Below are 12,829 nucleotides of genomic sequence, written 5' to 3'. Positions count from 1 at the left end.
GTGCTCACAGCTCCTCGATCTGGGTCAGGCAGCGGTCGATCTCCGCGGGGGCCAGCCGCCGCGGCGGCCCGTCGAGCAGCGCGGTCAGCTCGGGGCCGGTCAGCTCGGCCGCCCGCGGGTCGTCGCGGTCCAGGGCGTATCGCTGGGCGAGCACCTGCGTGGTCAGCCGGCGGAGCCGGTCGCGCAGCGCCGGGTCGGGGCTGCGGGCGGCCAGGTGGGCGTCGAGGAGGCCGAGGTACTGGCGCAGCCGCGGGTCGCCGCGCTCCCGCAGCGAGGGCACGTCGACGTCGACGTCCCACGAGGCCGCCCCGCCGTCGAGCGCGTCGCGGAGCAGCCCGAGCAGCGCCACGCCGCTGGCGACCAGCAGGGCCAGTCGCAGCGGGTCGGGGTCGGCCTTCGCCAGCTCGAGACCGGCCTCGAGGACGGCGTACGCGACCACCCCGCCGAGGAGCCGCCGCCACCAGGTCCGCGCGCTCACGCGCCGACCCCCGTGGAGCGCAGCAGCGTGCGGTGGATGACGTCGAGCGCCTCGAGCGCCTCGCGCCGCCGCTCCTCGGTGACCGGGTGCGTGGAGAACCGCGCCTCCCGGTAGAGCTCGCCGAGCCGGGTCACCGCCGGCTGGTCGGCGTCGACGAGGTCGAGGACCCGCATCGTGTACTCCGCGGAGGTCTCCCAGGGCGACCGGGCCAGACCGGCCGCCGCCGCCTGGGTCTCGAAGCGGTCCCAGCAGGCGACCACGGCGTTGCGGGGGCTGCCGTCCTCGGCGAGCAGCCGACGCTGGTCCTCGGCGTCCGCGAGCATCGCGCGCGCGACCGCCTCGGACGGCTCGAGCACCCCGAACTCGAGGCGCTCGGGCACGCGGCGGCGCCGCGCCTCACGGCGGCGACGGGTCGATCGCACGAGCGGTACGACGCCGAAGCGCGCCGCGACCAGCACGAGCCCCACGACGACGGCGAGGTTGACGAGCAGCGCGAAGGCGCGGATCCACGGCGGGGTGCCGCGCGGTTCGGCGGGCTCGGTGGCCTCGCGGTCGGGCGAGGCCGACTCCGAGGAGGTCGCGGTGGCGGTGGCGGTGGCGGCCGGCGACGGGCCGTCGCCGCGCAGCACCTCGCTCGGCCCGATCGAGGACGCCCACGCGGCGAGCACCACGACCAGCAGGGCGCCGGCGACCACCGAGACGACGGCCACGGTGCTGGCTCGCCGGTCGGACATGGTCCGCAAACTACCCGAACGCGACGACGGCCCCGTCCGGCATGGACGGGGCCGTCGTGCGTGATGCCACCGGAGGCAAGTTCCGGGCCTCCGGACGCTCCCTCGGCTCAGGGCTCAGCTCACGGGCTCAGCTCAGGCTGTGGGTGCTCAGAGGATCGGCGAGAACGGCTCGGTGCCGTTGACCAGCTGGAGCCCGGAGATGCCGGAGTGCTGCTGCGCGAACACGAGCTCCTTGGCGAGGTCGCCGATGTTGTTGGACGCCGGCAGCGGCGCGAGGCCCAGGGTCGACAGCACGCCGACGGCCAAGCCGTCGTCGCTGAGGAAGCCGGAGCCGGAGTCGCCGGGGATGCCCGGGGTCACGGTGTAGAGCGGGTGGCTCCAGCCACCGTCCGCGGGGTCGTCACCGAGGCTGACGCCGGTGTGCGGCGAGAGCGGCTCGAGGCCGCCCCGCAGGCTGGAGTTGCCGTAGGTCCACACCCGGTCGCCCGCGGCCGTGCCGTCGGTGTCGATGCCGGTCGGCCCGCCCCAGAACGGCACCGACGGGTTGACCTTCGCGACGTCAGCGGCGGCGACCTTCACCAGCGCGAAGTCGTTGTAGGCGCACGTGTTGGCGTCCGTGGTGCCGAGCTTGTGCATGGTGTCCCACGACGAGTACACCAAGGTGCCCGAGCCCACCTGGGTGCCCTCGCTGATCAGGCTGCCGCCCTCGTTGAACGTCACCTTCGTGCCCAGCGGCAGCGAGCTCGCCTTGCAGCCGTCGGTGTCGGTGGCCGCGCCGGTGCCGGCGCAGTGCGCGGCGTAGCCGACGTAGACGTTGCTGGAGGCGTCGGCGAAGACGAAGTTGCCGGTGCACTGGGCGCCGTCGGTGTACATCATCGTGCCGGGGTGGATCTTCGCGGAGTCGGCCGGCGCCCAGGTCGCGACGCGGGCGCCCTTCTTGTGGTGGTGGTGGCCGGCCGCGGTCGCCGGACCGGCGGTGTACGCCGCGCCCACGACGGCGCTGACGACCAGGGCGGTGGCGCCGACGACGCGACGCGCCGCGGAGCTTGAGAAGAAGCGCATGGGGTGGATGACCCTCCCGATTGGGGCCGGCGACCGCCGGACCGATGGCTCTGTCGGGAGTGACAACGACCACTGCCCCGCGGGGGTTACGCGCGGGTAGTCATCGCCGGCCAGCCTGAAGGTGTGAGCCGCCGGCGGGGTTCGGCTGTCAGCAGCCGAAACCCCAGCCCGCCTAGTACGACGGCTGGCTGGGGTCGATCTGGTTGACCCAGGCGACCACGCCACCGCCGACGTGCACAGCGTCGGCGTAGCCCGCGCCCTTGACGATCGCCAGCGTCTCGGCTGACCGCACACCCGACTTGCAGTGCATCACGATCTGCTTGTCGCTCGGGAGCTTCTCCAGAGCCGACCCGTTGAGGAAGTCGCCCTTGGGGATCAGCACCGAGCCGGGGATCCGGTTGATCTCGTACTCGTTGGGCTCGCGCACGTCGACGAGCACGAAGTCGCGGGTGCCCTCCTCGCGCTCCTTGAGCATGTGCTCGAGCTGGGTGACCGAGATCGTCGACCCGGCGGCGGCCTCGGCGGCCTCCTCGGAGATCGCCCCGCAGAAGGCCTCGTAGTCGATCAGCCCGGTGACGGTCGGGTTGTCGCCGCACAGCGCGCAGTTGGGGTCCTTGCGGACGCGCAGCTTGCGGTACTCCATCTCGAGGGCGTCGTAGATCATCAGCTTGCCGACCAGCGGCTCGCCGATGCCGGCCAGCAGCTTGATGGCTTCGTTGACCTGGATCGAGCCGATCGCGGCGCACAGGACGCCGAGCACGCCCCCCTCCGCGCAGCTCGGGACCATGCCCGGCGGCGGGGGCTCCGGGTAGAGGCAGCGGTAGCACGGCGCGTCGTCGGCGAGCGTCGGCGCGAACACCGAGGCCTGGCCGTCGAAGCGGTAGATCGAGCCCCACACGTACGGGATCCTCAGGAAGTACGCCGCGTCGTTGACCATGTAGCGGGTCGCGAAGTTGTCGGTGCCGTCGACGATGAGGTCGTAGCCCTCGAACACCTGCAGCACGTTGTCGTTGTCGAGGCGCTCCTCGTGCAGCACGACGTTCACGTACGGGTTGGCCTCGGCGATCGACTCCTTCGCCGAGAGCGCCTTGGACTTCCCGACGTCGGACTGGCCGTGGATGATCTGACGCTGCAGGTTGGACTCGTCGACCTCGTCGAACTCCGCGATGCCGATCGTGCCGACGCCGGCCGCGGCCAGGTAGAGCAGCGCCGGGCTGCCCAGCCCGCCGGCCCCGATCACGAGGACCTTGGCGTTCTTCAGGCGCTTCTGCCCGGTCATGCCCACGTCGGGGATGATCAGGTGGCGGCTGTAGCGACGTACCTCGTCGATGGTCAGCTCGTCCGCGGGCTCCACGAGCGCGGGAAAGGACACGGCGTACTCCTTGACTGGTCGGTTCGCCTGGTCGGACGCTCGGGACAACGCCGGCCGGCTCCGCCATGTTCCCCGCGGCGACCCGACCGGGCGGGCGCGTCCCGTCATCCGGACGGGCCGAACCGCCGAGTAGGCTGCGCGGGTGACCGCCGAGTACGACACCCCCGCCGCCCGACCGCGTGGCGCCCGGATGCCGCGACGCGAGCGTCGCACCCAGCTGATGGAGTCCGCACTGGAGGTCTTCGTCGCCCAGGGCTACCACGCCGCCGCGATGGACGACATCGCCGAGCGGGCCGGCGTCTCCAAGCCGGTGCTCTACCAGCACTTCCCGGGCAAGCTCGACCTCTACCTGGCGCTGCTCGACGAGTCCTGCGACACGATCATCGACAACTGCCGCGTGGCGCTGGAGTCCACCCACGACAACAAGCAGCGGGTCGCGGCGACCATGGAGGTCTTCTTCGAGTACGTCGCGGGCGCCACCGGGGCGTTCCGGCTGGTCTTCGAGTCCGACCTGACCAACGAGCCGGCCGTCCGCGGCCACGTCGACCGGGTCACCACCGAGTGCGCGGCGATGATCGCGCACGTCATCCACGACGACACCGGCCTGCCCCCCGACGCCTCGCGGCTGCTCGCGGTCGCCTTGGTGGGAATGGCCCAGGTCAGCGCGCGGTTCTGGCTCACGGAGCCGGGCGGCATCAGCCAGGCCGACGCTGCGGCGCTCGTCGCCGGGCTCGCGTGGCGCGGCATCAGGGGCTACCCCAAGTCCGACGAGCCCAAGTCCGACGACTGACCCACGCGCTCCACCCCCGCACTGTCCCGAAGCAAGCCCGAAGCAAGCCCGAAGCAAGAAGGAGGACCTCGTGGAGGTCAAGATCGGCGTCCAGAACGCCGCCCGAGAGCTGATCGTCGAGACCGAGCAGGCGGCCGACGAGGTCGAGAAGCTCGTCGCCGAGGCGGTGTCCGGCGAGGGTGTGCTGACGCTGACCGACGCCAAGGGCCGCAAGGTCATCGTCCCGGCCGCCAAGCTCGCCTACGTCGAGATCGGCCACGGCACCCTCGGGCAGGTCGGCTTCCGCAGCTGATCCACGAGGCTGGCGGTACGCCGCCCCCGAGGAGCACGATCGCCTCATGCTCTCCGCGTTCCTGTGGGCCCTGACCGGCGGGGACGTCGCGCAGACGGTGGACGAGGGAGACGGGGTGCCGGACTCGGGAGGGATCCAGCAGCTCGAGGAGGCGTTCGAGGCGCACCGACCTCGGCTGCGGGCGGTGGCCTACCGGATGCTGGGCTCCACCGCGGACGCCGACGACGCGCTCCAGGAGACCTGGCTGCGCGTGAGCCGCGCCGACCTCGAGCCGGTCGCCAACCCCGCGGCCTGGCTGACCACGGTCACCTCCCGGGTCTGCCTCAACGTGCTGCGCTCGCGCCGGCAGCGGCGGGAGGAGCCGCTGGTCCGGATCCCCGACCCCGTGGTCAGCCCGGAGCCCGGCATCGACCCGGAGCAGTCCGCGCTGCTCGCCGACCACGTGGGCCTGGCGTTGATGGTCGTCCTCGAGACCCTGACCCCCGCCGAGCGGGTGGCCTTCGTGCTCCACGACATGTTCGGCGTCGCCTTCGACGAGGTCGCGCCGATCGTCGACCGGTCCCCGGCCGCCGCGCGCCAGCTCGCCAGCCGGGCCCGGCGACGGGTCCGGGTCGACGCGCCGCCCCCCGACCCCGACCCGGCCCGCCAGCACGAGGCCGTCGACGCGTTCTTCGCGGCCTCACACGACGGTGACTTCGAGGCGCTGGTCGCGATCCTCGACCCCGACGTCGTGCTGCGCTCCGACGGCGGTACGGCGCGGCCGCAGCTGAACCTGCTGGTCCGGGGCAGCGACCGGGTGGCGAGGCAGGCGGTGCTCACGCGCCGGCTCGCCCCGTTCGTGCGGCGCGTGCTCGTCAACGGTGCGCCGGGCGCCGTGGTCGCCCCGCACGGGCGGCCGCAGGTGGTGATGGCGTTCACGGTCACCGGCGGCCGGATCGTCGCCGTCGACGTGCTCGCCGACCCGGAGCGTCTCGCCCGGCTCGACCTCGGCTGAGCCGTCACACTCCTCGGCGCGGACGTGTCGAGTCGGCATGGACACCTTGACAACCCTGATCGTCATCCTCGTCGCGGCCTGGGTCGGCTACTCGGCGTACGCCGTCCTGACCCACCAGCCGTGGGTGGTCGACAACCTGGCCGAGTACGGCGTCCCCCGCAGCTGGTGGCCGTGGCTCGGCACCGCGAAGACCCTGGGGGCGGCCGGGCTGGTGGCCGGGGTCTGGCTCCCCGCGGTCGGCCTGGCGGCGAGCGCCGGACTGACCGTCTACTTCCTGGGCGCGGTCCTCACCGTGCTGCGGGCCCGCGTGTACCGCCACGTCGCGTACCCGCTGCTCTTCCTCGCGCCCGTGGTGCTCGCGGGGACCCTCACCGCGGACCACGCCGGCGGGATCGGCTGACCGGTCCTAGCTCGCGAGCCCGAGCTCGGCCATCCGCTCGGCGTGCCGCTCGGTGATCCGGGTGAACATCCGGCCGATCGCGGCCAGGTCGAGGCCGGGACGGTCCACACCACCCGCCAGCAGCGCCGAGAGCGCGTCGCGGTCGGCCGCGACCCGCTGGGCCTGGGTGAGGGCCTCCCCCATCAGCCGGCGGCCCCACAGCGCCAGCCGGCCGCCGAGGCGGTGGTCGGCGGCGATCGCGGCGCGGACCCGGTCGACGACGAACGCCGCGTGCCCGGAGTCCTCCAGCGAGGCCACGATCAGGTCGCGGGTGTCGGTGTCGAGGTAGGCCGCGATCTCGCGGTAGAAGTCGTTGGCGAGGCCGTCCCCGACGTACGCCTTGATCAGGCCCTCGTACCAGTCCGCGGGCGCGGTGTGCTCGTGGAAGCGGTCGATCGCGGCCACGAACGGCGCCATCGCCTCGAACGGGTCGGCGCCCAGCTCGGCGAGGCGGGTGTTGAGGCGCGCGACGTGGGCGAACTCCGCGGCCGCCATGCTCGCGATCGCGACCTTGTCCTCGAGCGTCGGCGCCAGCTTGGCGTCCTCGGCGAGGCGCTCGAACGCCGAGATCTCGCCGTAGGCGATCGCCCCGAGGAGGTCGACCACCGCCTCGCGGTACTCCGGGTCCTGGAACGCGACGCCTGCGAGAGTGGACGAGTCGTCCGGCGGGGATGAGGGCACGTGCGCACCCTACCGATAGACTGAGGGCGTTCGGGTCGCCCGGCGCGACCCGCGTATGGGCCCGTTTGGGCCGCGTATGTGCGCGGCAGACCGCAGTTCCTGAGTCCGCCGCATCCGACATTCACTCGGTTGAACCCGGCTGACTCACGAAAGCGACAAGACCCTGACCACCTTCCGAGAGCTCGGGGTGCTTCCCGAGATCTGCGACGCCCTCGAGCGCGCCAACATCGTCACCCCCTTCGCCATCCAGGAGATGACCCTCTCGGTCGCCCTCCTCGGCACCGACCTCATCGGGCAGGCCCGCACCGGCACCGGCAAGACGCTGGCGTTCGGCATCCCGGTGCTGCAGCGCAGCGTCACCCCGACCGACCCGGCCTACGCGGACCTGCCGCAGGGCAAGCCGCAGGCGCTGATCGTCGCCCCGACCCGCGAGCTCGCGCTCCAGGTGTCCAACGACCTCCACCTCGCCAGCAAGGACCTGGGTCTCCGGGTCCTCACGGTGTACGGCGGCGTCGGCTACGACACCCAGCTCGACACGCTCGCCAGCGGCGTCGACATCGTCGTCGGCACCCCCGGCCGGCTCATCGACCTGTGCAACCGCCGCGCGCTGGACATCTCCCACGTGCACGCGCTGGTGCTCGACGAGGCCGACGAGATGCTCGACCTGGGCTTCCTGCCCGACGTCGAGCGGATCCTGTCGATGACCCCCGAGACCCGCCAGACGATGCTGTTCTCGGCCACGATGCCGGCCGCGATCGTCTCGCTCGCGCGCACCCACATGCGCCACCCGATGAACATCCGCGCGGAGTCGTCGTACGAGAACGCCACCGTGCCCGCGACCGCGCAGTTCATCTACCAGGCGCACGACCTCGACAAGCCCGAGATCATCGGCCGCGTGCTGCAGGCCGAGGACGCCGGCAAGATCATCGTGTTCACCCGCACCAAGCGCCAGGCGCAGCGGGTGGCCGACGACCTGGCCGAGCGCGGCTTCAGCGCGAGCCCGCTGCACGGCGACATGGCCCAGGTCGCCCGCGAGAAGGCGCTGAACCGGTTCCGCGAGGACAAGCTCCGGGTGCTGGTCGCCACCGACGTGGCCGCCCGCGGCATCGACGTCGCCGGCGTCTCGCACGTCATCAACTACACCTGCCCCGAGGATGAGAAGACCTATATCCACCGGATCGGCCGCACCGGCCGCGCCGGCGCCTCGGGCATCGCGATCACCTTCGTCGACTGGCCCGACCTGGCCCGCTGGAAGATGATCAACAAGGCGCTCGACCTGCCGTTCGACGAGCCGCAGGAGACCTACTCGACCTCCGAGCACCTCTACCACGACCAGGGCATCGCCCCGGGCACCAAGGGCCGCATCGTTGACGCCGCACCGGTGGAGCGCAAGCCCCGCGAGGACCGTGGCGACCGGGGTGGCGACCGCGGTGGCCGCGAGCGCTCCGGTGGCGAGCGCAACCGCAACCGCAGCCGGACCCGCACCCGCTCCGGCGGAGCCGCCACTGCGGGCTCCGCACCGGCCGCCTCCTCCGCCGAGGCGCCCGCCGAGGGCGGCGAGGCCCGCTCCGGCGCGTCCCGCAGCCGCAGCCGCTCGCGCAGCCGTCGCCGTTCCGGCGGCAGTGGCGGCGGCGAGGCCGGCGGCACCGCGCAGGCGACCGCCACCGAGTAAGTCACCAGCACCGCGCATCGACCCGCCCGAGAGCTTCGGGCGGGTCGAGGTGATCTCAGGCGGTGACGACGACCGTGGTGCCGAGCGGCGCGAACTCCCAGAGCGCCTTGGCGTCGGAGCGCTTCTGCCGCACGCAGCCGTGCGACTGCGGGGTGCCGAGCTGGTCGAGCGTCTGCACCGGCTCGCCCTCGTCGATCGGGATGTCGTGGAAGCCGATCGCGGCACCGGTGTCGCCCTGGGTGAAGCGCACGAAGTAGCGCATGGTCCCGGAGTCGTCGACGCCCCAGGCCTGCTCGGAGCGCGAGTAGACCGAGTAGGTGCCCGGGTCGAGGTTGTCGGTGAGGCTCCCGGAGACCAGGTAGGTGCGCTCGACGTGCTTCGCGCGGCTCACCAGCCACACCCGCTGCCGGCTCTCGCTGAACACGATCCGCTTGCCGTGGCCGGTGCCGGTCGGCAACGCGGTGTCGTCGACCGGGTCGGTCCCGGTGTCCGTCCCGACGGCCTCGTCCTCGACGCCGGTCCCGGTCGCCGCCAGGTCCCCGGACGACCCGGCGGCCGGGTCCGTGGAGGGCAGCGGGTCGGCGACCTTCTCGATCGCGGACGCGGCGTCGCGCGGGTCTCCCACGGCCGAGGGCAGCACGCCGGTGCCGCCGAGCACCGCGACCACCGTGACCGAGAGCGAGGAGCCGAGCGCGGCCAGCCGGCCGTAGCGCGGCCGCACCGGGGCACCGCGGTGGGCGCTCACTTCTTCGCCTTCTTCTTCGGCTTCGGCCGCTGCGAGCGGCTGACGAGGTTCTCCGCGACGTCGCGGTAGGCCTTCGCGCCCTTGCTGCTGCGGCTGGTCGCCAGGATCGAGCGGCCCGCCGCGGGCGCCTCGGCGAACTTGATGGTCTTGGGGATCGGCGGCTCGATCACCTCGAGGTCGTAGGTGTCGGAGATGGTCTCGAGCACCGTGCGGGAGTGGTTGGTGCGCCCGTCGTACAGCGTCGGGAGCACGCCCCAGACCTCGAGCCCGCGGTTGGTGAAGCGGCGTACGTCGTAGACCGTGTCGAGCAGCTGGCCCACGCCGCGGTGCGACAGCGTCTCGCACTGCAGCGGGATCAGCACCCCGTCGGCGGCGGTCAGCGCCGCCACGGTCAGCACGCCCAGCGAGGGCGGGCAGTCGAGCAGCACCCAGTCGTAGGAGAGCTCGGCCTCGTCGAGCGCCTCGATCATGCTCCTGAGCACGTGCTCGCGACCGGTGCGGGTGAGCAGCTCGGCCTCGGCGCGGGCCAGCTCGATCGTGGCCGGCACCAGGTCGACGCCGTCCTCGGTCTCGATGATCACCTCGGCCGGGTCCAGGCCCTTGGTGAGCACGTGGTGCACCGACAGCTCGAGGTCCTCGGGGTCGATGCCGAGCGAGAACGTCAGGCACGCCTGCGGGTCGAGGTCGACGAGCAGCACCGAGTGACCGAGCTCCGCGAGGGCTGCCCCCACCGAGGCGACCGTGGTCGTCTTGGCGACCCCGCCCTTCTGGTTGGCGATCGCGAGTGTCGTGGTCATGCGGGGTCCCCGCGCCGTGGTTCGCCGGAGGAGCGGAGCGGGGGAGACGAAGAACGTCGCGGGGTGCTCATCGAGGCCCATCATGCCGGACGTCGGTGCCGAGATCGTGCAGCCACCTGTTTGACTTCTCTCATGTCGCGCACCGCCTCCTCGAGAACGGCCCTGGTCACCGGCCCCACCGCGGGCATCGGCCGCTCCTTCGCCCACCAGCTCGCCCAGCAGGGCTACGACCTCGTCCTCGTCGCCCGCGACGCGGCTCGGCTGGAGGCCGAGGCCGAGGAGCTCCGCACGGCGTACGACGTGCTGGTCGAGGTGCTCCCCGCCGACCTCACCGACCGCGGCCAGCTCGCGGCCGTCGAGGCGCGCCTCGCCGACGCCGCGCGACCCGTCGACCTGCTGGTCAACGACGCCGGCTTCGGCCTCAAGAAGCGGTTCCTCGACAACTCCGTGGAGGACGAGCAGGCGATGCTCGACGTGCTCGTGACCGCGGTGATGCGGCTCAGCCACGCGGCGCTCGCCCCGATGTCGCAGCGCGGCAGCGGCGGGATCATCAACGTCTCGAGCGTCGCGTCGTTCCTGCCCCGGGGCTCCTACTCGGCCGCCAAGGCCTGGGTGAACAGCTTCTCCGAGTGGGCGCACTACGAGTACGCCTCCCAGGGCGTCGGCGTCACCTGCCTGTGCCCGGGCTTCACCAAGACCGAGTTCCACGAGCGGATGGGCGTGCGCCGCGACTCGGCGCCGGAGTTCCTGTGGCTCGACGCGGACGAGCTCGTCGCGCAGGCGCTCAAGGACCACGCGCGCGGCAAGGCGTTCTCGATCCCGGGCGCCCAGTACAAGGCGATCAGCACGGCCGCCCGGCTGGTGCCGACGTCGGTGCTGCAGCGGTTCCAGGCCCTCGGCCGGAAGTGACGCCCGGCCGGGGCGACTCTCAGCCCACGACGGCGGGGGTGACCCGGCCCGAGCGCCGCGACGCCTCCCGGGCGAGCTCGAGCAGCCGGGAGTACTCGTCCGGCTCGGTCGTGTTGCAGCCGAGCTCGTGGTCGGTCTTGCCGTCCCCGTGGTAGTCGCTCGACCCGGTCACGACCAGGCTCAGGTTGCGCGCGATCGCCCGCAGCCGGTCGCGAGCCTCGGCGTCGTGGTCCTGGTGGTCGACCTCGATGCCGGCCAGGCCCACCTCCTGCAGCTCCCCGAGCGTGTCCTCGTCCGGGCGGCCCAGCCCGCCGCGGCCCCAGGGGTGCGCGACCACCGCGGCTCCCCCGGCCTCGGCCACCAGCCGCAGCGCGTCGACCAGCGGGATCGCGTAGCGGTCGATGTGGGCCGGCTTGCCCCAGCCGAGGTACGTCGCGAACGCCGCGTCGCGGTCGGCCACCACCCCGAGCGAGACCAGCGCGTCCGCCACGTGCGGGCGACCCGGCGCCGCGGTGCCGTCGGACGCCCGGCGCACGTCGTCGGCGGTGATGTCGATGCCGAGCCCCCGGAGCCGCTCGATCATCACCGGCACCCGTGACCCGCGGCCGCGGAGCACCTGGCCGAGCTGCTCGGTGAGCGGGCCGTACGTCGGGTCCGGCAGGTAGGCCAGCAGGTGCACGCTGCGCCCGTGGTGGCGGGTGCTGATCTCCATGCCGGGAACCAGCTCCACCCCGACCTCCGCGGCCGCCGCGGACGCCTCCGCCCAACCGGCGGCGGTGTCGTGGTCGGTGATCGCCAGCACGTCGAGCCCCGCGTCCGCGGCCGCCCGCACCAGGCCGGACGGGCTGTCGGTCCCGTCGCTGGCACGCGAGTGCGTGTGGAGGTCGATGCGCATCCGTGCAGCCTAAGCGCTGCCGGTCCGCGGGCTCACCAGGTCGGGCGCGGTCCTCCGAACGGCAGCTCGACCAGCTGGGGGCCCAGACGGGACACGTCGCGCAGGATCCAGTCGTCGCCCAGCAGCAGCAGCGCCGAGGCCGGGCGGAGCACGATCCAGAGCCAGCGCCCACCCGCCTCGCCGGCCACCACGGACCGGTCGAACTCCCCGTCCGCGCTGCTCGTCGACACGTCCCACAGGCTCACCGACAGGCTGTCGATGCGGATCCGCACCGCCGGCGGGCGGTGGATGATCTCGGTGCCGGGGTCGTCGTACCGGGTGCTCGCGCAGCGCGCACCGAGCCCGGTGCCGGCCTCCTCGAGCACCACGAGGACGTCCACCGGCCCGTCGAGCTCACTGGTGCCCGAGATGCAGGTCAGCGTCGCCCGCGCCTGCTCGGGCCCGTCCCCGACGGCCGCGAAGTCGGTCACGCTCCACCCCGGGCCGAGGGGCCAGGGCAGGTAGGTCGGGAACGCCCGCGACGCACCCAGGTGCTCCGCGAACGCGGCGTACGACGCCTCCTCGGCGTGCCACAGCGCGTGGGTCAGGCCGTGCTCCGGGCACGCCCAGCGGCCGAGCGGGTCGTCCGGCGCTTCCAGCACGGGGGCGGAGCACCGCACACAGCTGGCCGCGAGCGACATGGGTCAACGGTGCGGATCGCGGCGGCAGGCGTCAAGAGGACAAGGTCCGAGTCGTGGTCGGGCGATGCCCGGTGGTCGAGCTTGTCGAGACCACGGGTGCGTGTGCTTCACCCACGGCCGTCGGGGGTTGCGGTCCGTGGCAGCGACGCGGGTACGGCGCGCCTCGGGTCGCTGCCCGCGGCCGGCTCCCCGGCCGCCACCTCCGCCGGTGGTTGAGGTGCGAGCGCAGCGAGCCTCGAAACCACCGGGCCGGTGATCCTCGGCAGTCAGTACCGCTGGAGGTGCGGTC

The 12,829-nt window shown here is 73.0% G+C and carries 15 protein-coding genes; 6 read left to right on the top strand and 9 right to left on the bottom strand.

What is annotated here, in order from left to right; genetic code table 11:
• Positions 1–4: 4 nt before the first annotated feature.
• From QQZ14_RS12880 to moeZ, 4 genes are all read right to left on the bottom strand, one after another.
• Complete coding sequence (locus tag QQZ14_RS12880) at positions 5–478, bottom strand: hypothetical protein (RefSeq protein WP_284534725.1); 474 nt, start codon at positions 476–478, stop codon at positions 5–7.
• Entirely contained in the window at positions 475–1,212 is a 738-nt protein-coding gene (locus QQZ14_RS12875) for a DUF4129 domain-containing protein (RefSeq protein ID WP_284534724.1), read from the bottom strand. Before QQZ14_RS12875 ends, QQZ14_RS12880 begins: the two co-directional genes overlap by 4 nt.
• A 147-nt stretch (positions 1,213–1,359) precedes the next feature.
• Positions 1,360–2,274, bottom strand: a complete 915-nt coding sequence (locus QQZ14_RS12870) for a hypothetical protein (protein WP_284534723.1) — start codon at positions 2,272–2,274, stop codon at positions 1,360–1,362.
• A 172-nt stretch (positions 2,275–2,446) separates the two neighbouring features.
• A complete protein-coding gene (gene moeZ, locus QQZ14_RS12865) occupies positions 2,447–3,646 on the bottom strand; it encodes an adenylyltransferase/sulfurtransferase MoeZ (RefSeq protein ID WP_284534722.1) in 1,200 nt (399 codons plus the stop codon).
• Between the two features lie 190 nt (positions 3,647–3,836).
• Here moeZ and QQZ14_RS12860 point away from each other — a divergent pair, with 190 nt between their 5' ends.
• The 4 genes from QQZ14_RS12860 to QQZ14_RS12845 all read left to right on the top strand — a co-directional run bounded on the left by QQZ14_RS12860 (position 3,837) and on the right by QQZ14_RS12845 (position 6,122).
• A complete protein-coding gene (locus tag QQZ14_RS12860; protein WP_342395239.1) occupies positions 3,837–4,436 on the top strand; it encodes a TetR/AcrR family transcriptional regulator in 600 nt (199 codons plus the stop codon).
• Between the two features lie 70 nt (positions 4,437–4,506).
• On the top strand, positions 4,507–4,728 hold the full coding sequence (locus QQZ14_RS12855; RefSeq protein WP_284534720.1) for a DUF3107 domain-containing protein: 222 nt from the start codon (positions 4,507–4,509) through the stop codon (positions 4,726–4,728).
• Between the two features lie 46 nt (positions 4,729–4,774).
• A complete protein-coding gene (gene sigJ / locus QQZ14_RS12850; RefSeq protein WP_284534719.1) occupies positions 4,775–5,722 on the top strand; it encodes an RNA polymerase sigma factor SigJ in 948 nt (315 codons plus the stop codon).
• A 37-nt stretch (positions 5,723–5,759) separates the two neighbouring features.
• Positions 5,760–6,122: a DoxX family protein gene (locus QQZ14_RS12845; RefSeq protein WP_284534718.1), complete on the top strand. Its 363-nt coding sequence runs from the start codon at positions 5,760–5,762 to the stop codon at positions 6,120–6,122.
• Between the two features lie 6 nt (positions 6,123–6,128).
• On the opposite strand, the gene QQZ14_RS12840 is transcribed toward QQZ14_RS12845, so the two are convergent.
• Positions 6,129–6,842: a ferritin-like fold-containing protein gene (locus QQZ14_RS12840; protein ID WP_284534717.1), complete on the bottom strand. Its 714-nt coding sequence runs from the start codon at positions 6,840–6,842 to the stop codon at positions 6,129–6,131.
• Between the two features lie 187 nt (positions 6,843–7,029).
• Between QQZ14_RS12840 and QQZ14_RS12835 the strand changes: the two genes are divergently transcribed.
• Complete coding sequence (locus QQZ14_RS12835) at positions 7,030–8,514, top strand: DEAD/DEAH box helicase (RefSeq protein WP_284534716.1); 1,485 nt, start codon at positions 7,030–7,032, stop codon at positions 8,512–8,514.
• A gap of 55 nt (positions 8,515–8,569) precedes the next feature.
• On the opposite strand, the gene QQZ14_RS12830 is transcribed toward QQZ14_RS12835, so the two are convergent.
• Both QQZ14_RS12830 and QQZ14_RS12825 read right to left on the bottom strand, forming a co-directional pair.
• Entirely contained in the window at positions 8,570–9,259 is a 690-nt protein-coding gene (locus QQZ14_RS12830; RefSeq protein ID WP_284534715.1) for a L,D-transpeptidase, read from the bottom strand.
• Positions 9,256–10,056 carry a ParA family protein gene (locus QQZ14_RS12825; protein WP_284534714.1) on the bottom strand — a complete coding sequence of 267 codons (801 nt, stop codon included), beginning with the start codon at positions 10,054–10,056 and terminating at the stop codon, positions 9,256–9,258. The genes QQZ14_RS12830 and QQZ14_RS12825 overlap by 4 nt, the downstream gene beginning before the upstream one ends.
• 132 nt (positions 10,057–10,188) lie before the next feature.
• On the opposite strand from QQZ14_RS12825, the gene QQZ14_RS12820 reads away from it, so the two are divergent.
• The gene (locus QQZ14_RS12820; protein ID WP_284534713.1) at positions 10,189–10,965 is read left to right on the top strand and encodes an SDR family NAD(P)-dependent oxidoreductase; all 777 of its coding nucleotides are present in this window, start codon (positions 10,189–10,191) and stop codon (positions 10,963–10,965) included.
• Between the two features lie 19 nt (positions 10,966–10,984).
• Here the strand turns inward: QQZ14_RS12820 and QQZ14_RS12815 are convergent, their stop codons facing one another.
• Both QQZ14_RS12815 and QQZ14_RS12810 read right to left on the bottom strand, forming a co-directional pair.
• Entirely contained in the window at positions 10,985–11,860 is an 876-nt protein-coding gene (locus tag QQZ14_RS12815; RefSeq protein ID WP_284534712.1) for a PHP domain-containing protein, read from the bottom strand.
• Between the two features lie 32 nt (positions 11,861–11,892).
• Positions 11,893–12,540, bottom strand: a complete 648-nt coding sequence (locus QQZ14_RS12810) for a DUF6758 family protein (RefSeq protein ID WP_284534711.1) — start codon at positions 12,538–12,540, stop codon at positions 11,893–11,895.
• Positions 12,541–12,829: the final 289 nt, after the last annotated feature.

Source organism: Nocardioides sp. T2.26MG-1, from assembly GCF_950101795.1.
Classification (GTDB): Bacteria; Actinomycetota; Actinomycetes; order Propionibacteriales; family Nocardioidaceae; genus Nocardioides.
This window is presented reverse-complemented; position numbering and strand designations above follow the sequence as displayed.